Here is a 22,155-nt window from a genome sequence, read left to right on the forward strand (position 1 = left end):
TGTTTGTTGTGGCCCTATTATTTCTTTAAAGTGGAGAGCTGTAAACACTAGGTCTACTCGCTATCCCCCTCAAAATAAGACCAATCGACTAACTCAGGTTGCTCATCAAACGGATTGATGACAATACCTTGAACCTTATCCAACTCATTTTCACCTGTTGAAGGCTGGTAAATTTCTGACAGTGGCCATTGTAAAATCGTCCCTTTAGCCTTACGGAAAGGTAGGCCAAAAGTTTCGTTACCGTACCATTTTGCAAAGCTCGTTAAGTTCGTAAACACTGGCACATAACTCTGTCCCTCTGCATTCGACATGGTCGCAAAGAAACGGTCATCCTGACCATCTTCCTCGCGTTTGTGAATGAAGGCTGGAACAAGATAAATCTTATCTTTAAAATCTGCCTTTTGATTTTCCTCACCCAAAAGATTATTTAAGGTCTGAGTGAAATAGTTGATAAACTGGATAAGTTCACTGCTTGCAAACAGAGTGGTGTTTGAGAAATCACCATCCTCTTTTAAATTGAAAGCAAGACCAAAAAGCTCTGCCTGAACCAGTTGTGTTAGGATATCTAAGCTTGAACGTTCTATCCAAGTCTGTTCTCGAGCACTCTCTTGAGTAGCTTTGAAAGATTGTAAGTCCTGTTCACTAGTGAAGACAGGAACAACCTTCTTGCCTTCCACTTCAACTGCGTAGAGGTCTTGGGCAGCCAAGACGGGAGTACGTTGTAGGTGATTAACCAAAGCCAAACTGGTCAAAAAGTGGTCTGGTTCCTTTAAAAATTCTTTTAGAGTTTCATCAAAAGCTTGCAATTCTTGATTTTCTGTCATTCTTCTATCTGTTCTTTCGTTTCTGATTTATCAGGATTTTTCGGTGCTTCACCATTTTCATTATGGTGGCGTGGTTTGTGATGAGAACGACGGCGGTGACGATGCTCTCCTTTATTTTCTCCGTCCTCAATCTTTTCAGGCTTAGGAAGCAAGGTCTTGATTGAGGCATCGATACGTCCTTTTTCATCGATTTTGATAATTTTAACAGTTACCATATCCCCAACCTTAACCACATCTTCGACACGCTCAGTGCGTTCCCAAGCTAGTTCTGAGATGTGGACAAGAGCATCTGTCTTATTAAAGAGGTGAACAAAGGCACCGAACTTTTCAATACGCACAACTGGTACAGTGTAAACCTCTCCAACCTTAGCTTCACGTACAAGATCGGAGATGATAGCTTTAGCACGGTTAATGGCATCCTGATCACTAGAGAAAATCTGAACAAGACCTTCTTCATCGATATCGATAGTGACACCAGTCTCAGCGATAATCTTGTCAATCGTTTCGCCACCTTTACCGATGACAACCTTGATTTTGTCAACAGGAATCTGAATACTGTCAATCTTGGGCGCTGTTGGTGCCAATTCTAGACGTGGCTCAGCGATTGCTGACTCAATAACGTCAAGAATCTCAAAACGAGCTACCTTGGCTTGAGCCAAAGCCTCTTCGAGAATGGCAGGTGTAATACCTGAAATCTTAATATCCATCTGAAGAGCTGTAATTCCTTGACGTGTACCAGCTACTTTAAAGTCCATATCTCCAAAATGGTCTTCTAAACCTTGAATATCAGTCAGGACAGTGTAGTTAGTACCATCTGAGATAAGCCCCATGGCTATCCCTGCAACAGGCGCCTTAATCGGTACACCACCAGCCATAAGAGCCAAGGTTCCTGCACAAATAGAGGCTTGTGAGGAAGAACCATTTGACTCCAAGACTTCTGCTACCAAACGGATAGCATAAGGGAACTCTTCAACACTTGGAAGAACCTGAGCAAGGGCACGTTCACCTAAGGCTCCGTGACCTATTTCACGTCGACCTGGTGCACCGTAACGCCCTGTTTCACCCACTGAATACTGAGGGAAATTATAGTGGTGAAGGAAGCGTTTCTTATACTCTGGATCCAAACCATCAACAAGTTGTGTATCACTCATAGGTGCTAAAGTCAAAACTGACAAGGCTTGAGTTTGTCCACGTGTAAAGAGACCTGAACCATGAACCTTAGGAAGAAAGTCAATCTCTGCGTCCAAAGGACGGATTTCATCCACACGACGACCATCTGGACGAACCTTATCCTCGGTAATGAGACGGCGTACTTCAGCATGTTCCATCTGCTCAAGGATTTCTGCTACATCACGCAGAATGGTTTCCTTATCTTCATCTTCTGCAAAGCGTTCTTGATAAGAGGCGAGGACTTCTTCTTTTACAGCCTGAGTTGCTGCTTCACGCGCCAGTTTTTCTTCCACCTGAACAGCCTTAGCTAACTGATCATAATAAGCCGTTTCGATTTCGACTTTCAAATCAGCATCAACTTGTAGAAGTTCAACCTCAGCCTTTTCCTTACCAACAGCTGCAACGATATAATTTTGGAAATCAACCAACTCTTGAATAGCCTCATGTCCCTTCAAGAGTGCTTGCAACATAATATCCTCAGACAATTCCTGAGCACCCGACTCTACCATATTGATAGCTTCCTTGGTACCTGCCACTGTCAAGTCTAAAAGTGAAATTTCCTTATCCGCTGCACTTGGGTTGATGATGAAATCTTCTGCGGCATAGGCCACTTGAACCCCAGCAATCGGACCATTGAAAGGAATGTCAGAAATAGAAAGAGCTAAAGAGCTGCCAAACATAGCTGCCATCGGAGCACTAGCATTCTCATCATAAGAGAGGACGGTGTTAATGACTTGAACTTCATTTCGGAAGCCTTCCGCAAACATAGGACGAATAGGACGGTCAATGAGGCGAGCAGTCAACGTGGCATCTGTTGAAGGACGACCCTCACGCTTGTTAAAGCCCCCCGGGAACTTACCAGCTGCATACATTTTTTCCTCATAATTAACCTGTAAAGGAAAGAAATCTGCAGTTGCCATCTTTTTAGACATAACAGCTGTTGATAATACCGTTGTATCTCCATAACGCACGACGACAGCACCATTAGCCTGCTTGGCTACCTGCCCAACTTCAACGACAAGCGGGCGTCCTGCAAAGGTCATCTCAAAAGTTTGTTTAGCCATGTTTGATCCCTCTTTTTATCCATGACCAGCCCTTATAAAAACGAACCGGTCAACTTTATGTCATTCATTTGATATAACTTTCATTTTACCATAATATAGTCAAAAATGGCAGAGCTCCAGCATAAGTTAGCAGCTAAGATTCCCTTTCTCTCAGATATTTAAGTCGTTTTGTGATATAATAAACACCTATGAGAGACAAAGGAATGACTATGAAAAAATTACAACACATCATCATGATTGCCTTAATCTTACTAGGCCTAGTAACACCTGCTCTAGCACAAGAACAGACAGATGACTTCAATGTTTCCGCTAAACATGCGATTGCTATCGAAGCAACTACAGGAAAAGTCCTCTATGAAAAGGACGCCACTACCCCTGATGGTGTGGCTTCAATGACTAAAATCCTAACAGCCTACATGGTCTATAAAGCAGTTGATCAAGGAAAAATTACCTGGGACACTGAAGTAGATATTTCAGACTATCCTTTCAACTTAACCGTTGATTCAGAAGTTTCAAATGTCCCACTGGATTCCCGAAAATACACTGTTAAACAACTCCTAGATGCCACCCTCATTTCCAGCGCTAACAGTGCTGCTATTGCTCTGGCTGAAAAAATCTCAGGATCAGAGAGTGCCTTCGTTGACACTATGACAGCCCAACTAAAAGAATGGGGCATTACAGATGCTAAATTATTTAACGCTTCTGGTCTAAATAATAAATATCTTGGGGATAACCGCTATCCTGGCTCAAAACCAGATGACGAGAATACGATGAGCGCCCTAGATGTTGCAATTATTGCGGACCACCTCATCAAAGACTATCCTCAGGTACTTGAAATCACCAAGCAAACCGAAACTGACTTCGAAGGTGACAACAAATTAACGACCCACAACTACATGTTGGAGGGGCAAGACAACTACCGTGAAGGCGTTGATGGACTCAAGACTGGAACAACCGAACTTGCAGGGGCATCCTTTGTAGCCCACTCCAATGAAAATGGCATGAGTTTGATTACAGTTGTTATGAATGCGGACAATGGCGGAGAGGATGAAGCTGCTCGATTCACAGCCACAAATGAGTTGCTAGATTATGTGACTCAAAACTGGGAAATCAAAACCCTCAACACCAAAGGACAAATCGTCAAGAAAAATGATATTAAGGTAGCCGATGGAGACCGTCAAACCATCTCTGCTAAGCTCGAGTCAGACCTTACAGTCATTCAAAAAATAAACAGCAAAAATGATGCTGTTAAAATCAAAGCAAAAACCATAACAGCACCTATCAAAAAAGGTGACACTATTGGAACAGCAACCTTTGATGATAAGAATCTCGTAGGAACAGGTTACATCTCTGATCCGCCTCAAATTTCGGTAACAGCCAACCAATCTATCAAGAAAAGTTTCTTCTTAAAAGTTTGGTGGAACCATATCGTTAATTTCTTTACAGGAAATAAGTAAACACAAAACTACCTTTTAGATATCAAAAGGTAGTTTTATCTTGCCTTCAAAATTAGTCCTGTTAGTAAATGCCCCTTCTCTACACCTTATGTTCCTCTCAAAATGTGGTATAATAAATATCCAAAATACATGAAGGAACAAACCATGAAAAAACTGATTACGCTTATGATGACCTTCTTACTCTGTCTGGGAAGCGTAGCCCCTGCTTTTGCAGCAGATAAGAAAAAAGGATATGATGCCGCAGCCAAACATGCCATCGCTGTCGAAGCTACTACTGGCAAAATTTTATACGAAAAAGATGCAACCACTTCTACAGGGATTGGCTCTATTACCAAGCTCCTAACAGCCTACATGGTTTATAAAGCGGTAGATCAAGGAGACCTCAAATGGAACAGCAAAGTTGATATTTCTGACTACCCCTTTGAACTAACTGTCAGTGCCGGAGTATCCAATATCCCACTAGATGCCCGCAAATACACTGTCAAACAACTTCTTGACGCAACTCTTATTTCCAGTGCCAATAGTGCATCGATTGCTCTAGCCGAGGAAATCGGAGGAACCGAAAGTAAGTTTGTCGACATGATGAAAGCCCAACTTAAAGATTGGGGTATCACTGATGCCAAGATTGTCAATGCCTCTGGTCTCAATAATTCTTACTTAGGTGACAATATCTATCCAGGCTCTAAATCAGACGAAGAAAATACCATGAGTGCTAAAGATGTTGCTATCATTGCACAACACGTGGTGAAAGAGTATCCTGAAATCCTCGATATCACTAAAAAAACTGAGGCTGATTTTGATGGTGTTAACAAACTTAAAACCTTCAACTATATGCTTAAGGGACAACCTAGTTACCGTAAAGGGGTGGATGGCCTAAAAACGGGAACCACTGATTTAGCCGGTGCTTCCTTCGTGGCCCACTCAGATGAAAGTGGTATGAGCATTATTACAGTCATTTTGAATGCTGATAATACCGATACTGATGACTACGCCCGTTTTACTGCAACCAATGACCTACTTAATTACGTGGTCTATCATTGGGAAAGCAAGACCATTGCCAAAAAAGGGCAAGCTATCGGTAAAAGTCAAGCCCATGTCCTTGATGGTAAATCTAAGCAAGTCACTGCTGTCGCTAAGTCTGACTTTAATATCATCCAAAAAATAGATGCTAACAATAGTAAACATATTAAAGTCACTACAAATCAAGTCCAAGCCCCCGTCAACTCAAGTAACAAGGTTGGAACTGCTACCTTTGAAGATAAGTCACTTGTAGGAGAAGGTTACTTGCCTAACCAAGGTATGCCTAGCATGGAACTGGTTGCTGGTAAAGAAGTTAAGAAAAGCTTCTTCCTCAAGGTCTGGTGGAATCACTTTGTCAACTTTGTCAACGAAAAACTCTAATCATTACAGTCGAGCTTTGCTCGGCTTTTTCTTTTACCCCAACTTTACAGAAAGATTGACTCTATCTTGACTCCTATTGACACAACAAAAAGACAAACTACACCTGTAATCTGTCTTTTTGTTTGATTTTTACACTACTGTAAAGGTTAATTTATCTTTCGAGCAGCCGATTTTAAGAGTTTGTCCACTAACTACTTGGCCACCTAGTAAGAGCTCAGATAACTTGTCCTCCACTTGAGTTTGAATCGTACGACGTAATGGACGAGCACCCATCTCAACATCATAGCCATCTTTAGCCAAATGCTTGAGGGCAGCTGGTTGGAACTTCAAGTCAATCCCTTTTTCAGCCAAAGCTGATACCAACGGTTTTACCATAATCTTGACAATCTCACGAAGCTGCTCTTCCTCTAAACTATGGAAGACAACCTTTTCATCAATACGGTTGATAAACTCTGGTCGGTAGGCCTTCTTAAGCTCTTCCATGATACGTGACTGCATAGCTTGGTGATTATGAGAAATGTCTTGGACTCCAAAACCAACGGTCTTATCATCACGAAGAGCAGTCGCTCCCAAGTTCGAAGTCATAATGATAATGGTATTTGAGAAGTCAACTTTACGACCTCGACTATCCGTCAAGACACCGTCATCCAAAACCTGTAAGAGAATATTGAAAATATCTGGGTGAGCCTTTTCCACCTCGTCAAAGAGAAGAACTGAGTAAGGCTTATTACGAACTTTTTCTGTTAACTCACCGCCCTCATCATATCCAACATAACCTGGAGGAGCACCGTTAAGTCGGCTAGCCGCAAATTTTTCCATGTATTCTGACATGTCAAAGCGAAGCAAAGCTGACTCATCATCAAAGAGAACTTCCGCCAATGCCTTGGCCAATTCTGTCTTACCAACACCAGTAGGCCCAAGGAACATGAAGGAACCAATCGGACGTTTTCCAGTACGAATACCTGACTGGTTACGACGAATAGCACGACTAATCGCTGAAACTGCTTCGTCTTGGCCAATAACACGTTTGTGAAGCTCTGCTTCCAGATTCAAATAACGCTTGCTATCTGCCTGAGTCATCTTCTCAACAGGGATACCTGATAGACGACTAAGGGTTTGCATAATCTGATCCGCATCTACCAAGGCAGGTTTTGGTAATTTTGCTTTTTGGCTAGCCTTATATTGTTTAACAGCAGACTTCATATCACCAGATAGAAGCGCTTCATCCAAAGGCGTTATCTCACGTTTGGCTTCTTTTTTAATACGACCTTGAACAGTCGCACTCGCTTCATCTAAAAGGTCAATGGCAGAGTCAGGTAAGTTTTTACTCGTCAAATAACGATGCGCCGCCTTGACCGCTGTCTCAACCGCTTCATCAGTAATCGTTACACGATGATAGTCTTCATAAGACGAACGTAGGCCTTTTAGAATATCAATCGCCTCAGCTACACTTGGCTCCTCAATTGTAATCTTAGCAAAACGACGAGAAAGAGCTGCATCTTTCTCAATATGCTTTTGATACTCTGCTTGAGTGGTAGCTCCAACCATATGAAGGGTTCCACGAGCTAGAGCAGGTTTCAAAATATTTGCCGCATCTAAGGTACTATCAATACCTGAACCAGAACCAATAATCGTATGCAGTTCGTCAATAAAGAGAATGATTTTTCCATCAGCTTCAATCTCATCGATGATTTGATTCATACGTTCTTCGAAATCACCACGGAAACGTGTTCCTGCAACCACACTCATCATATCAAGCTCTAAGATACGCATATCAGCCAGCTCAAAAGGTACTTCGCCTGAAGCAATACGCTGTGCCAAGCCAAGCGCCAGTGCCGTCTTACCAACACCTGCTTCACCAACAAGAACTGGGTTATTCTTCGTTTTACGACTCAAAACCTGAATCATGCGTGAAATTTCTTTCTCACGTCCAATAACAGGATCAAGAGCACCTGACTCGGCTACAGCCGTTAAGTCCTTGGTATAATCTGACAGTTCCCCAGTAGAAGATTGGGGAGGCTGCATCATATTAGCAAAATTTCCTGATGCCTTTGATTTTTTAGGCTTACGAAGGTCATGAATGGCCTTCAAGTCTTGCTTACTAAGACCTGCGTAACGCTCCAAAGAACGTCGTAAATCGATAATGCGAGGCTTATCACTGTCATCCTTATATTGAAAACCAGCAACTTCAAGGAGACGACAAACCATCAAATCCTTATGAAGGAGAAAGGCCATCAATACATGTTCAGACCCTACCTCTACAGCACCAGTCACACCAGCAATTCCCTCTGCCTCTTGCAACATAGCCTCTAAAGCATGTGACTGTACACGTAAATCGATAATATCTGATTCAGACAAGTCTTTTGGACTTTTCTCCATCGCTAGTACAGCTGCTGTCTCAATCTCTTCCGCACGAATACGGTCCTCAAAATCAGTAAATGTTAGGTAGGCTACAGATCCTGGAACCTCAACCATAGCCAGAAGCACATGCCAAGTCTCCAGAAAAGGACTTCCAAAACGCTCTGCCTCAAGCTGTGCACGATGGAAAATGGCCTGCATTTTTCTTGAATATGTCGTCATCTAATTTCCTTTTCTATCCAATCTAAGTAATAGCGAGCGTAGAATACGCGAACGAATAGCAGCCGCATCTGCGCCTAAAATATCATCACTAGCAGTTGCTAAAATCAAATTTCCCTCACGTTCTGTGATGATTTTTTCATCAAAAAGCAACTGGATCAAGTCTGTAAATACCTGCTCGCTGAGCTGATCCGCTAAGTTCTGAAGCAAATCATTAATCATGTGGTGCTTATCAGAGAATCTGACTTTGACGATACGAATATAACCGCCACCTCCACGCTTACTCTCAACAATATAACCACGACTTTCTGTAAAGCGGGTCTTAATAACATAATTAATCTGACTCGGTACAACTTGAAAAGTATCTGCTAAGTTCGAGCGTTGAATCTCAGCAATTCCAGACTGGCCCAGCAATTCTTTAATATATTCTTCTATACTATCTGATGTATTTCTTGCCATCTTAATTCCTCCAGTCTAATTTGACTATAACTGACTATTATTATACCAAAAATGTCAGCACATGGGAAACTATACCTTCAAAAAGCTTTTTAAAGTTGTCATTAGAGACCATATAAGATACAATAAATAAGACTAAAATATTAGGTAACTTTAAGTGTTTGATCCACTTTGACAGGCTGAGCCTCACCTAATCCAACAAGTACTTTTTAGCACTTTCGCAGTAGTATTAGTCTTATCACTCTTGATAAAGCTCTTGTGACTTTTAGTCTTTATTTTATTTCTCTATGAAAGGTTACTCATGAAATACATCATTGCATTCTTAATCTCTATGATTCCCTTGGTTGAGCTCCGTGGAGCCGTTCCTGTTGCTATCGCCTCAGGTATCCCTTGGTGGCAAGCCCTTATTCTTTGTGTTATTGGGAACATGATTCCAGTTCCAATTATCTTCTTCTTCGCCCGCCGTGTTCTCGAATGGGGGGCAGACAAACCTCTAATTGGTGGCTTCTTTACCTGGTGTCTTAAAAAAGGTCACAGTGGTGGGCAAAAACTTGAAAAAGCTGCCGGAGATAAGGGGGTCTTCTGGGCCCTCCTCCTTTTTGTGGGAATTCCACTTCCAGGAACAGGAGCCTGGACTGGTACCCTAGCAGCATCTATCCTAGATTGGGACTTTAAACGTAGTGTTATTGCCGTTATGCTGGGGGTTATCCTTGCAGGTATCATCATGGGAACACTCTCTCTTCTACTTGGTGTAAATACCTTCGCTCATTAATTACTTTGTTAACGTCTGGGGCATGCTCAGATGTTTTTTTTATAACAACAAAAAAGAAGTTACGATTCATTTACGTAACTTCTTTCTTTTTATCTAGCAACTAGAATTAGTTGTTAAGTGCTGCTGCCATTGTAGCTGCAACTTCTGATTCAAAGTCGTTAGATGCTTTTTCGATACCTTCACCAACTTCAAAGCGAACGAATTCTACTACTGAAGCGTTTACTGATTCAAGGTAAGCTTCAACTGTTTTGCTGTCGTCCATGATGTAAACTTGAGCAAGAAGAGTGTAAGCTTGGTCAACTTTAGTGTTGTCAAGCAAGAAGCGGTCCATTTTACCTGGGATGATTTTATCCCAGATTTTTTCTGGTTTACCTTCAGCAGCCAACTCAGCTTTGATATCTTCTTCAGCTTGAGCAAGAACAGCATCAGTCAATTGAGCTTTAGAACCATATTTAAGGTGTGGAAGAGCTGGTTTGTTAACCATTGCACGGCTTTCGTTATCTTGATCGATAGCGTGGTTAAGTTGTGCCAATTCATCTTTAACAAATTGTTCATCCAATTCAGTGTATGAAAGAACAGTTGGTTTCATCGCTGCGATGTGCATTGAGATTTGTTTTGCAAGAGCATCATCTCCACCTTCGATAACTGAAACAACACCGATACGTCCACCGTTATGTTGGTAAGCTCCGAAGTGTTGTGCATCAGTTTTCTCAACAACTGCAAAACGACGGAATGAAATCTTTTCACCGATAGTAGCTGTAGCAGTTACGTATGCAGCTTCAAGAGTTTCACCTGAAGGCATAGTCAATGCAAGTGCTTCTTCATTGTTAGCTGGTTTACCTTCAGCAATTACTTTAGCTGTTTCGTTTACCAACTCAACGAATTGAGCGTTTTTCGCAACGAAGTCAGTTTCAGCGTTAACTTCAACAACTGCTGCAACGTTACCGTTAACGTAAACACCAGTCAAACCTTCAGCTGCAACACGGTCAGCTTTCTTAGCTGCTTTAGCCATACCTTTTTCGCGAAGCAATTCAATCGCTTTTTCGATATCACCTTCAACTTCAACCAATGCTTTTTTAGCGTCCATGACACCAGCACCAGATTTTTCACGCAATTCTTTAACAAGTTTAGCTGTAATTTCTGCCATTTTGTTTTTCTCCAAATTTATTTTATCAAACTAAGGGGCAGGGCTGAGCCCCGCCCCTTAGGTGTTTGTCGTATCTTAAGTGGGCATATAGCCCTAACCAATCTTAAAGATTAGTTGTTGTCACCTTCGACAACTTCAACGATTTCTTCGATTGAATCAGCTGCAGCTGCTTCTTGGAAATCTGCAGAAGCATCTTCACCTTGGTTACCTTCGATGATAGCATCAGCCATTTTTGAAGTGATCAATTTAACGGCACGGATAGCGTCATCGTTAGCTGGGATGATTACATCGATCTCATCTGGATCAGCGTTTGTATCAACCATCGCTACAACTGGGATACCAAGTTTTTTAGCTTCTTTAACAGCGATTTGTTCTTTGTGTGGGTCAACGATGTAGATTACATCTGGAATGCGAGGCATATCTTCGATACCACCCAAGAATTTTTCAAGACGTGCACGTTGTTTGTTAAGAAGTGCAACTTCTTTCTTAGGAAGAACTTCGAAAGTTCCATCAGCTTCCATTTGTTTGATTTCTTTCAAACGAGCGATACGTTTTTGGATAGTATCCCAGTTTGTAAGAGTACCACCCAACCAACGGTGGTTGATGTAGTATTGACCAGCACGAGTTGCTTCTTCAGCTACTGCTTCAGCTGCTTGTTTTTTAGTACCAACGAACAAGATTACTGCATCGTTAGCTGCTGCTTCACGAACGAATTCGTAAGCTGTATCAGCCATTTTTACAGTTTGTTGCAAGTCGATAACGTGGATTCCGTTACGTTCTGTGAAGATGTACTTAGCCATCTTAGGATTCCAGCGACGAGTTTGGTGACCGAAGTGAACACCAGCCTCAAGAAGTTGTTTCATTGAAATTACTGCCATGAGTATTTCTCCTTAAAAATTGTTTTTTCCTCTTCTAAGCTTTAGACTTGCAGTCCCACCCTGCGGCAACAAGACCACAATCGGCTTAGAATGAGTATTTGTCACTTTACGCAACTATAATAGTTTATCAAAAAAAGTGACATTTGACAAGCTCTAAAACCAGTCTGACCATTAGAAAAATCCCCTCTCATTAAAATTGCAATCGTTTTCTTTGAGGTTGATGAGTATTTTGTTTATAATTAGGCTATCAAAAATAGAGGAGGACATTATTTTGTCATTAGTCGGAAAAGAAATTATTGAATTTTCAGCACAGGCTTATCACAACGGGGAATTCATTACTGTTACAGATGAAGATGTTAAAGGTAAATGGGCGGTCTTCTGCTTCTATCCTGCAGATTTTTCATTTGTCTGCCCAACTGAACTCGGTGACCTTCAAGAACAATATGAAGCTCTTAAATCTCTTGGTGTAGAGGTTTACTCTGTCTCTACCGATACTCACTTTGTTCACAAAGCTTGGCATGATGACTCAGATGTTGTTGGAACTATTACTTATCCTATGATTGGGGATCCTTCACACCACATCTCACAAGGTTTTGATGTTCTTGGACAAGATGGTCTCGCACAACGTGGTACATTCATTATTGATCCAGATGGTGTTATCCAAATGATGGAAATTAACGCTGATGGTATTGGACGCGATGCAAGTACTCTTGTTGATAAAGTCCGTGCTGCTCAATATATTCGTCAACATCCAGGTGAAGTTTGTCCAGCTAAATGGAAAGAAGGAGCTGAAACACTTACTCCTAGCTTAGATCTTGTAGGTAAAATTTAACAACCAGGGGGTATCCATGGTCTTAGATAAAGAAATCAAGACACAATTAGCGCAGTATTTAAATTTACTAGAATCTGATATTGTATTACAAACAGATTTAGGGGATGATGATAATTCTCGTAAAGTAAAAGAATTTCTAGACGAGATTGTTGCTATGTCTGACCGCATTAGTCTTGAATCAACACATTTAAAACGTCAACCTAGTTTTGGTATTGCACAAAAAGGGCAAAAAAGTCGTGTTATTTTCTCAGGCTTACCAATGGGCCACGAATTCACATCTTTCATTTTAGCTCTCTTGCAAGTTTCTGGTCGTCCACCTAAAGTTGATGAGGATATTATCGAACGTATCAAGAAGATTGATAAAACCATCGATTTAGAAACTTATGTTTCACTAACCTGTCACAATTGTCCAGACGTTGTTCAAGCCTTTAATATAATGGCTGTTTTAAACCCCAACATCACCCACACCATGATTGAAGGTGGTATGTATCAAGATGAGGTCAAAGCCAAAGGTATCATGTCTGTTCCTACGGTTTACAAAGACCAAGAAGAATTTACTTCTGGTCGTGCAACCATTGAACAGCTTGTAGAAAAATTGGACGGCCCACTTGATGCTGAGGCTTTCGCTGATAAAGGGGTCTATGATGTCTTGGTTATTGGTGGTGGTCCTGCTGGAAACAGTGCTGCAATTTACGCTGCTCGTAAAGGGCTTAAAACTGGGCTTTTAGCAGAAACCTTTGGTGGACAAGTTATCGAGACAGTTGGTATTGAGAACATGATTGGTACGCTATATACAGAAGGTCCTAAGTTAATGGCCCAAGTTGAAGAGCATACAAAATCTTACAATGTTGATATCATCAAAAGTCAATTAGCTACTGGCATTGAGAAGAAAGAACTTATTGAAGTCACACTAGCTAACGGTGCCGTTCTACAGGCTAAAACTGCTATCCTAGCACTAGGAGCCAAATGGCGTAATATCAACGTTCCTGGCGAGGAAGAATTCCGCAATAAAGGGGTTACTTACTGTCCACACTGCGATGGTCCTCTATTTGAAGGAAAAGATGTTGCTGTTATCGGTGGTGGTAACTCAGGTTTGGAAGCTGCTTTGGATTTAGCGGGTATTACTAAACACGTTACAGTCTTAGAGTTCTTGCCTGAATTAAAGGCAGATCAAGTCTTACAAGAACGAGCTGCTAAAACTGATAATCTAACCATTCTTAAGAACGTTGCAACCAAAGAAATTCTTGGTCAAGATCATGTGACTGGTTTGAGTTACGTTGAGCGTGATACAAACGAAGAAAAACATCTTGATCTTGAAGGTGTCTTTGTCCAAATTGGTCTTGTACCAAGTACTGCTTGGCTCAAAGACAGTGGTATTGAACTCAATGAACGCCAAGAAATTATCGTTGATAAATTTGGTTCAACAAATATCCCTGGTATTTTTGCCGCAGGTGACTGTACTGACAGCGCCTACAAACAAATCATTATTTCCATGGGATCTGGTGCTACAGCTGCTATCGGAGCCTTTGATTACTTGATTAGACAATAATCAAAACATACGTGTTAGTAATCTATCTACAACAATTACAAGAAATATAAAGAGGTTGAATGTCTTTCAGCCTCTTTATATTTCTTGTAAATAGGCAGTTTGAACAATCAACCAGCCAATTTGATGAAAGAGACTTGACGAATCTTTGTTTTTTCGATAGAATGGTATCTGTTATGGCGGTATAGCCAAGTGGTAAGGCACGGCTCTGCAAAAGCTTGATCGTCGGTTCAAATCCGTCTACCGCCTTCATAATACGAGGACACCTTAGGGTGTCTTTTTTCATTGTTGCATATAAAAATACCCGAAGCTAGAAACCTCGGGTATTCGTTATTCTTATTTAATGGCTTCAACCAAAGCCTCTGCTTGATTCTGAAGGCTTTCAAGAACTTCTTCAGTTGCTACGAATTTTCCATCCACCCAGGCTGTATCATTTACACGTGTCGCTGTAAAATCACCAACCACATGGGTACGGATAAATGGTAACAACTCTTTGTAGACATCAAAAAGTTGATTGTGACCACCATTAGCAACTGATGACACGGTTACAATCTTATCCTGAAGAGCTGATGGTCCTGAAGGATCTGATAGGTCAAGGGCCCGGCTCAACCAGTCAAGCAGATTTTTTACTGGCCCAGGAATTGAGAAATTATAAACCGGTGAGAAAATCCAGATTGCATCTGCTGCCAAGACCTGCTCTCGAACTTCTACCAAAACAGGAAGAACCGGACTTTCTAAATCCTGATTAAAAACAGGTACTTGACTATAGTCAAGATAAGAAACATTAGCTTTATCAGCTAGCATTTTCTCAGCTTCTTCTGCTAATTGGTGGTTAAATGATCCCTTACGAAGAGACCCAACGATAAATAGAATGTTTTTCATGATACATTTCCTTTGTATTTCTAACAATTAATAATTAATACTACATAGTAATATATGCGATTTCATTAGAAATATAAAGAAATATGCTCAGACATTCTTAAATTTTTTCAGTAGCTCTACCAACTGTGCCTGCTCTTCAGGTGTCAGAACGGAAAAAGTCTCCTCAATAGCTCGCTGATGTGGGGGGATTGCTGCTTGAATAATACGACGTCCCTCATCCGTCAAATCAACCTCGAAAGCACGCTTATCTGTTTGGCAGGCTTCTCGCGTCAGCCAGCCTTTTTTCTCCATATTTTTAATGACGACAGTCATATTACCGGAGGTAGCAAGCATGCGATCAATTAATTCGCCAATCTTCATACGTCCTTTGGCATTTAGCACGTCCATGACTCCAAATTGAGTTGGTGTCAAATTAAATTCTTTAAAGGTCTCAGAAACCTTGGCATCGATGGTACGAAAAGCCTTACGCATAACTACCATACTTTTTACAGCCATATTTTTATCTAAGTCGCTCATTCTAGTCCTTTCCAAATAGATGCTGTTTTTATTACTCTACCACAGTTTTTCTAAAAGTGGTATATGAAAATGAAAAAATAAGAAAAAAGAGTCCTTAGATATCTAACCAATACCTCAGAACTCTTTCATTTCTAACTATTACGATTCCAAAAAAGGGCTAATAAGATAACAGCACCTAGTACCGAAGGGACTATAGCAGTATCTGCTAACATCGGTCCCCAATTTCCAAAAAGAAGCTGACCAACAAAAGCACCTAGCCATCCAACAAAAGTCTTGCCAATACAGCCCATACGTTCACCCCTATTTGATATAGCAGAAGCAATAAGGCCAATTAGAAAACCAACTATCATACTTCCAATCATGATAAATTCTCCATCATACTTAGATTACCCAATCCCCATTTCGGAAGATTGGTACACGACTACCATCTTGGCGGATACCATCAATATCCATTTGATTTGAACCAATCATAAAGTCTACGTGCACATCTGAACGATTAAGACCAGCTTCCTTAAGTTCCTCTTCTGTCATGTCTGCCCCTCCCTCAACACTGGTAGCATAGGCTGCTCCAATAGCTAGGTGGTTGGATGCATTCTCATCAAAAAGAGTGTTAAAGAAAGTGATGCCTGACTGTGAAATCGGACTTGGATCTGGAACCAAAGCACATTCACCTAGAGCACGCGCTCCATTATTGTTGAAGACGAGATTCTTCATCACTTCATCACCTTGATCCGCTGTGATATCTACAATTTCACCATCTTTGAAGGTTACCTTGATTCCCTCAATAATATTACCATTGTAGCTTAGAGGCTTTGTGCTTGAGACATAACCATCTGCACGACGAAAATCTGGTGCCGTAAAGACCTCTTCTGTTGGCATATTAGGAAGGAAGCCTTCACCTTGCGCATTGATGGCACCTGCAGACTCCCAAACGTGGTTTTTAGGCAATCCTAGAGTCAAATCTGTTCCAGGTGCTTGGTAGTGTAAGGCTGAGAATTGTGCCTCTTTGAGTAGGCGTGCTTTAGCATCCAAACGGTCAGCATGTTCCTTCCAAGCACGTACAGGATTCTCTTCATAAACACGACAGGTCTTGAAAATTTGGTCCCAAAGTAAATCTACAGCTTCCTCATCACTCGAAGCATCAGGAAAGACCTTCTTAGCCCATTCCTTACCAGCTGCAGCAGCTACAGTCCAACTAACCTTATTAGACTGAGTTGCCACCTGCATAGGTTTAAAGGCCACCCCAGTAGCTTTAGCATGAGCAGATAAACGTTCAGGAGCTACACCATTAAGGGCACCTGGATCTGATGAACGAACACCTAAGCGACTTGCCTTCTTGGCTAACAAATATTCCATTTCAGCTTTTTTATAGGCGGGAACCTCTTCGATGCGGTCCATATCAGCATGCAGGAAGCGCTCGCGATTAATAATATCATCTGACCATTGAACGATTACCTCAGCTGCTCCTAAAGCATAGGCTTCTTTAACTAAGAGGTGTGCTAGCTCTGCTTGTTCTACATCAATGCTCAAGGCCACTGTATGACCAGGTTGCACATTAATCCCATTAGCAACCAGTAATTTAGCATATTTCTCAAGATTTTCTTTAAAATTTGGTAAAACCATGATTAACTCCTTGAAACTATAATTTTCTATCAGTATACCATAAGACGAAGAAAAAGGTTTCCTCTCAGCTTTGGCTTTTTAGCATCACATGCAGACCCCTAAACAAAAAGAGAACGGAGACTGACTCCATTCTCTCAAAGTTGAGGACGATTCTCTTTAGCCATTAAAAGAAATCATCAAAAAGACTTAATTGATTATCTTCTGGCATATTTCCTAGGATGCCCATTTCATCCAATTTTTCAACCAAGGTTGATGATAGGCCTCCTCGTTTACGCAATTCTGTCTTGGAAAGGAATTCACCTTCTTCACGCGCAGCAACCACTTGCTTAGCAACGTTCTCACCCAAACCTTCAAGTGCAATAAACGGTGGAATCAAAGTATCTCCTTCAATCAGAAATTCAGTTGCCTGACTCTTATAAAGATCTAACTGACCAAAGGTAAAGCCACGTTCTAACATTTCATTGACAATTTCAAGCGTCGTAAATAAGTCATTTTCAACATTAGTCGCTTCATTTCGTTGGCGCTTCTCCTTAATATCTTCCATTCGAGCTTTAACAGCATCAAGACCTGCAGACATCGTCTTAAGCTCAAATGCTTTAGCTCGAATCGAGAAGTAGGCACAATAGTAATAAATAGGATGGTGCACTTTGAAATAAGCTACACGTAGGGCCATCATAACGTAGGCTGCCGCATGGGCTTTAGGGAACATGTACTTGATTTTACCACAAGATTCAATGTACCAGTCTGGAACATTATTTTCACGCATAGCTTGAATATAGCCATTACGCTCTTCTTCGGAAATCTTCAACCACATCCCCTTACGCACACGTTCCATAATAGTGAAGGCCATCTTAGGATCTAACCCCGCATGCATTAGGTATACCATGATATCATCACGACAACCGATAACTGTTTTCAGAGTGGCGATACCTTCCTTAATCAAATCTTGTGCATTACCTAGCCAAACGTCTGTTCCATGAGACAAACCAGATAACTGTAAGAGTTCCGCAAAGGTCGTCGGATGCGTCTCGTCGACCATACCACGAACAAAGTTAGTCCCAAACTCAGGGATTCCCAACATTCCCGTTGGTGTCCCAATCTGTTCAGGTGTTACCCCTAAAATATCAGTCCCTGAAAAAAGTTTCATTACATCTGGATCATCTGCTCGAATATCTTTTGGATCAATTCCTGATAAATCCTGCAACTTACGAATCATAGTCGGATCATCATGTCCCAGAATATCAAGCTTCAACACGTTCTCATCAATATCGTGGAAGTTAAAGTGAGTCGTCTGCCAGGCAGCCGTTACATCATCGGCCGGATATTGAACAGGTGTGAAATCATAGACATCCATATAATTTGGAATAACAACGATACCACCCGGGTGCTGACCTGTGTTTCGCTTAACACCAGCAGCCCCCATGGCTAAACGGTCGACCTCGGCATCTCGGTAAAACTTATTGTAGTCACGTTCGTAACCTTTGACAAAACCATAAGCCGTCCGATCTGCAACAGTACCTACTGTTCCAGCACGAAAAGCATATTGCTCTCCAAAAATATCACGAACATCCAAGTGGGCTGATGGTTGATCATCACCGGAAAAGTTCAAATCGATATCCGGAACCTTATCCCCATCAAAACCTAGGAAAGTCTCGAAAGGAATATCCTGACCATCTTTTTTATACTCCGTTCCACATTCCGAACACTCCTTATCAGGCAAATCGAAGCCAGATCCATAAGAACCATCTGTAATGAACTCTGAGTGTTGACATTTAGGACATAAATAGTGTGGCGGCATCGGATTAACCTCAGTAATTCCAATCATCGTCGCAACAAAACTAGAACCGACAGATCCACGCGAACCAACTAGGTACCCACGTTCATTTGAACGGTTAACCAGCATCTGCGAAGCCAGGTAAATTACGGCAAAACCATTACCAAGAATTGAGGACAACTCTTTCTCAATTCGCAGATCAATAATATCAGGCAAAGGATTACCATAGAGCTCAAACGCTCTAGCATATGTCATCTCCGCAACCTGTTCTTCCGCACGATCAATGAAAGGTGTGTACAAGTCTTTTTTGACAACCTCGACCTCTTCAATTTGTTCTGCCATAGCCTGCGTATTAGTTACAACAATTTCATAGGCTAAGTCTTTTCCCAAAAAGGCAAAGTCATCTAGCATCTCATTCGTTGTTCTAAAATGCGCTTCAGGTAAAGGAGCAGGTTTCGCATTTTCTCCCTTACCGATTGGCCTATTAATCATTGCTCCTTGTCCTAAAGCACGAACAATGATTTCACGATAAATCGCATCCTCAGGATTGATATAATGTACATTTCCTGTAGCAAGCACAGGCTTGTCCAGACGATTAGCAACTTCAATCAAATCTCGAATCAGTTGTTCTATAGCCACCTCATCCTTAATTAAGTCCTTCGCAATCAATGGTGCATAAATCGCTGGTGGCATAACTTCAATAAAGTCATAATATTTAGCAACTTCAACTGCCTTGTCAATACCATGAGACAGAAGCGTATCAAAAACCTCACCATCAGCACAAGCAGAACCTACAATGATTCCCTCACGATACTCATCTAAGACCGTACGAGGAATACGTGCTACCCCCTCAAAGTATGAGACATTTGATAAACTTACCAACTTAAAGATATTCTTCAAGCCAGTTTGATTCTGAACATACAGCGTCGCATGTTTAACACGAGACTTTTTATACGAATCTTCAGAAACCAAATCCGTGTTCAACTGTTCCAAATTAGTCAAACCGTGCTTATCAAACACATCTTTTATGAAGATAAACAACAAACGGCCCGTTGCTTCCGCATCATAATTGGCCATGTGGTGGTGATCTAAAGCCACACCAAACCGCTTCGTCAAAGGACCCAAACCATGACGCTTATACTCAGGATAAAGATTTCGTGCAAATTCTAAAGTATCAATAACTGGTTGTGAAATTGTTGGTAACTGATGTCTTTCATAATTGGCATTCATAAAACCAACGTCAAAGGTCGCATTATGGGCTACTAGCACAGTTCCTTGACAGAATTCTTGAAACTCCTGTAAAACTTGGACTAAAGGTTTAGCACCTTTTACATGATTATCAGTAATACCTGTCAACTCAGTAGTAAAAGCAGAAAGAGGATGCCCAGGGTCTATAAATTCATCAAATTGCTCAATAATATTACCTTTATGCATTTTTGATGCCGCAATCTGAATCAAATCATTATGAACAGCAGACAAGCCCGTTGTCTCAACGTCAAATACAACATAAGTAGCTTCTTTTAATTCCAAATTCTGGGAATTATAAACAATAGGAACTTTATCCTCAACAAGATTGGCTTCAAGACCAAAAATAGCCTTAATACCAGCTTTCTTAGCCCTATGGTAGCCATGAGGAAAACTCTGAACATTAGCGTGATCAGTTATAGCAACAGCTGGATGCCCCCAAGAAGCAGCAGTATCAATAAGCTCTTCCACAGTTGGCATGGCATCCATAGTCGACATGTTAGTATGTGCATGAAATTCCACACGCTTTTGTCCCTCAGGCATCAAATCCTTGCGAGGTGTGTGAGAAATCTCTTTGATATCTTGTACATTCATTGTCAGACTATGAGTGAAAGGATTATTCTCAATACGACCGCGAACTCTTACCCAGTTTCCCTTTTTTATCATATCGAACTTAGCAAGCTCATCACTATCTTTGACCCAGCGCTGCATTGCAAAACTAGAGGTATAATCAGTTACCTTGAAATTAATAATAATTCGACCCGTCTTAGTTTCACGTTGCTCTACATCAAAAATATATCCTTCAAAAACAACACGATTCTCTTCAGAATTAATATCAACCATTGGCGTTATTTCAGCCTTATCAAAACTAGCCTGACGTTGACTTTGTTTCTCAGCAAAATTTTGGGCCGGTTCGTTCACAGGTTTCGGTGCTGGAGCACTCTCAAGAATAGATTGAAGAGCCTGTCTTGCCTGAGATTCAGCTTGTTCTTGTAAAGAAACCTTGTTTGTTTCGTAAGCCTCTTCTAAAGAAGATGACGCTTCCTTATCTTCAAGAACAGAAATTGATACGTCAGATAAACCAACTTGAGAAAGAGATTTAGAAATCAAAGAAATAAATCTATCCTGTAAATTTTCTTTAATAATATGCGCTGGAGTCTTAACACAAATACTATTATTTGAAATTTCAACCTTTAGATTTGAGAATAAAGAATAAATAGAAAAGTGAGAAACTTTTAAACTATCTAAGGCATATGAAAAATAATCTCCAAGTAAAGAATCATCGCAAGAAGTAGAAAATAAACGAATCTCAAAAGAAGCTTTGGCACCTAAAGAATCGAAGGAAGAATGAAATAAACTATCAAAAAGCACAAAAGACTCATAAGAAAGAACACTAGGGAAAGAAAAAACAAAAAACCACTGCCGTTTTGATTTAAATAGTTTTACTGTTTCGATAGAACCATCTTTAATTTCTTTAAAAGCATCGTGTTCCTTAGGAAAACGAATTTGTTTTAAGAGAAGCTGAAATTTATCAGACATAAAAATTAAACTCCTATATACAAAAAAACACTCCTAAAGGAGTGTAACTTATACCGGCGGCCGGGGTCGAACCGGCACGTCCTTGCGGACACTGGATTTTGAGTTCCATAACTCCATTATTTAAATCTTACAACCTTGATTTAATAGGGCTTTAAGCCTTTTAAATCTTGCAAAATAGACTCATTTTTCAAATTTTAGTAACTTTTTGGTAACACTCCATACCTTATCGTTCTAAGAGCATCATCAGAGAATAGACGATATGTCCCAACAGGTTATATTCATCCAGAGGTATTCAAGACACTTGTACGATTATTTGAGGTATATGGAATATTAACAAACTAAACATAAATTAGATCTAGTTTTTGTATAAATGACTCTAATATTTTTCTTTTAGATTTTGAGTCTAATATTATTAGTTTTAAATCTCAGAAATATTGATTTTATAAGCTTTT

Annotated in this window: 16 protein-coding genes and 1 tRNA gene; 6 read left to right on the forward strand and 11 right to left on the reverse strand. The window is 40.7% G+C overall.

Annotated elements, in window-relative coordinates; all coding sequences use genetic code 11:
• Nucleotides 1–53 precede the first annotated feature (53 nt).
• Nucleotides 54–824 (reverse strand): SseB family protein, encoded by a 771-nt coding sequence (locus tag H7U02_RS09575; RefSeq protein ID WP_049546073.1) that lies wholly within the window; start codon nt 822–824, stop codon nt 54–56.
• A complete protein-coding gene (pnp, locus tag H7U02_RS09580) occupies nt 821–3,058 on the reverse strand; it encodes a polyribonucleotide nucleotidyltransferase (RefSeq protein ID WP_155213428.1) in 2,238 nt (745 codons plus the stop codon). The genes H7U02_RS09575 and pnp overlap by 4 nt, the downstream gene beginning before the upstream one ends.
• 209 nt (nt 3,059–3,267) lie before the next feature.
• Here pnp and pbp3 (H7U02_RS09585) point away from each other — a divergent pair, with 209 nt between their 5' ends.
• Nucleotides 3,268–4,515: a D-alanyl-D-alanine carboxypeptidase PBP3 gene (gene pbp3 / locus H7U02_RS09585; protein ID WP_173017859.1), complete on the forward strand. Its 1,248-nt coding sequence runs from the start codon at nt 3,268–3,270 to the stop codon at nt 4,513–4,515.
• Nucleotides 4,516–4,659: 144 nt separating this feature from the next.
• Complete coding sequence (gene pbp3, locus H7U02_RS09590; RefSeq protein WP_145517282.1) at nt 4,660–5,916, forward strand: D-alanyl-D-alanine carboxypeptidase PBP3; 1,257 nt, start codon at nt 4,660–4,662, stop codon at nt 5,914–5,916.
• A 129-nt stretch (nt 5,917–6,045) separates the two neighbouring features.
• On the opposite strand, the gene H7U02_RS09595 is transcribed toward pbp3 (H7U02_RS09590), so the two are convergent.
• Together H7U02_RS09595 and H7U02_RS09600 are read right to left on the reverse strand one after the other, a co-directional pair.
• Nucleotides 6,046–8,496 (reverse strand): ATP-dependent Clp protease ATP-binding subunit, encoded by a 2,451-nt coding sequence (locus H7U02_RS09595; RefSeq protein WP_107372454.1) that lies wholly within the window; start codon nt 8,494–8,496, stop codon nt 6,046–6,048.
• Entirely contained in the window at nt 8,497–8,952 is a 456-nt protein-coding gene (locus H7U02_RS09600; protein ID WP_002889615.1) for a CtsR family transcriptional regulator, read from the reverse strand.
• Between the two features lie 298 nt (nt 8,953–9,250).
• Between H7U02_RS09600 and H7U02_RS09605 the strand changes: the two genes are divergently transcribed.
• Complete coding sequence (locus H7U02_RS09605) at nt 9,251–9,721, forward strand: COG2426 family protein (RefSeq protein WP_002889614.1); 471 nt, start codon at nt 9,251–9,253, stop codon at nt 9,719–9,721.
• Nucleotides 9,722–9,827: 106 nt separating this feature from the next.
• Here the strand turns inward: H7U02_RS09605 and tsf are convergent, their stop codons facing one another.
• Both tsf and rpsB read right to left on the reverse strand, forming a co-directional pair.
• A complete protein-coding gene (tsf, locus tag H7U02_RS09610) occupies nt 9,828–10,868 on the reverse strand; it encodes a translation elongation factor Ts (protein WP_002886343.1) in 1,041 nt (346 codons plus the stop codon).
• A 110-nt stretch (nt 10,869–10,978) separates the two neighbouring features.
• A complete protein-coding gene (gene rpsB / locus H7U02_RS09615) occupies nt 10,979–11,746 on the reverse strand; it encodes a 30S ribosomal protein S2 (RefSeq protein ID WP_002886342.1) in 768 nt (255 codons plus the stop codon).
• 271 nt (nt 11,747–12,017) lie between these two features.
• On the opposite strand from rpsB, the gene ahpC reads away from it, so the two are divergent.
• The 3 genes from ahpC to H7U02_RS09630 all read left to right on the forward strand — a co-directional run bounded on the left by ahpC (nt 12,018) and on the right by H7U02_RS09630 (nt 14,373).
• The gene (gene ahpC / locus H7U02_RS09620) at nt 12,018–12,578 is read left to right on the forward strand and encodes an alkyl hydroperoxide reductase subunit C (protein WP_037599758.1); all 561 of its coding nucleotides are present in this window, start codon (nt 12,018–12,020) and stop codon (nt 12,576–12,578) included.
• A gap of 16 nt (nt 12,579–12,594) precedes the next feature.
• Nucleotides 12,595–14,127 (forward strand): alkyl hydroperoxide reductase subunit F, encoded by a 1,533-nt coding sequence (gene ahpF, locus H7U02_RS09625; protein ID WP_107372453.1) that lies wholly within the window; start codon nt 12,595–12,597, stop codon nt 14,125–14,127.
• Between the two features lie 175 nt (nt 14,128–14,302).
• Nucleotides 14,303–14,373: transfer RNA gene (locus H7U02_RS09630), tRNA-Cys, on the forward strand.
• A gap of 87 nt (nt 14,374–14,460) precedes the next feature.
• On the opposite strand, the gene H7U02_RS09635 is transcribed toward H7U02_RS09630, so the two are convergent.
• The 5 genes from H7U02_RS09635 to H7U02_RS09655 all read right to left on the reverse strand — a co-directional run bounded on the left by H7U02_RS09635 (nt 14,461) and on the right by H7U02_RS09655 (nt 21,703).
• A complete protein-coding gene (locus H7U02_RS09635) occupies nt 14,461–15,006 on the reverse strand; it encodes an NADPH-dependent FMN reductase (RefSeq protein ID WP_073686370.1) in 546 nt (181 codons plus the stop codon).
• A gap of 87 nt (nt 15,007–15,093) precedes the next feature.
• Nucleotides 15,094–15,522: a MarR family winged helix-turn-helix transcriptional regulator gene (locus tag H7U02_RS09640; protein WP_002886332.1), complete on the reverse strand. Its 429-nt coding sequence runs from the start codon at nt 15,520–15,522 to the stop codon at nt 15,094–15,096.
• Nucleotides 15,523–15,653: 131 nt separating this feature from the next.
• Nucleotides 15,654–15,884 carry a GlsB/YeaQ/YmgE family stress response membrane protein gene (locus H7U02_RS09645; protein ID WP_002889604.1) on the reverse strand — a complete coding sequence of 77 codons (231 nt, stop codon included), beginning with the start codon at nt 15,882–15,884 and terminating at the stop codon, nt 15,654–15,656.
• Between the two features lie 19 nt (nt 15,885–15,903).
• Nucleotides 15,904–17,145: an aminopeptidase gene (locus H7U02_RS09650; RefSeq protein ID WP_080611074.1), complete on the reverse strand. Its 1,242-nt coding sequence runs from the start codon at nt 17,143–17,145 to the stop codon at nt 15,904–15,906.
• A 163-nt stretch (nt 17,146–17,308) separates the two neighbouring features.
• A complete protein-coding gene (locus H7U02_RS09655) occupies nt 17,309–21,703 on the reverse strand; it encodes a PolC-type DNA polymerase III (protein WP_201043276.1) in 4,395 nt (1,464 codons plus the stop codon).
• Between the last annotated feature and the right edge of the window lie 452 nt (nt 21,704–22,155).

The organism is Streptococcus sp. 3.1, from assembly GCF_016648915.1.
Taxonomy (GTDB): domain Bacteria; phylum Bacillota; class Bacilli; order Lactobacillales; family Streptococcaceae; genus Streptococcus; species Streptococcus salivarius_E.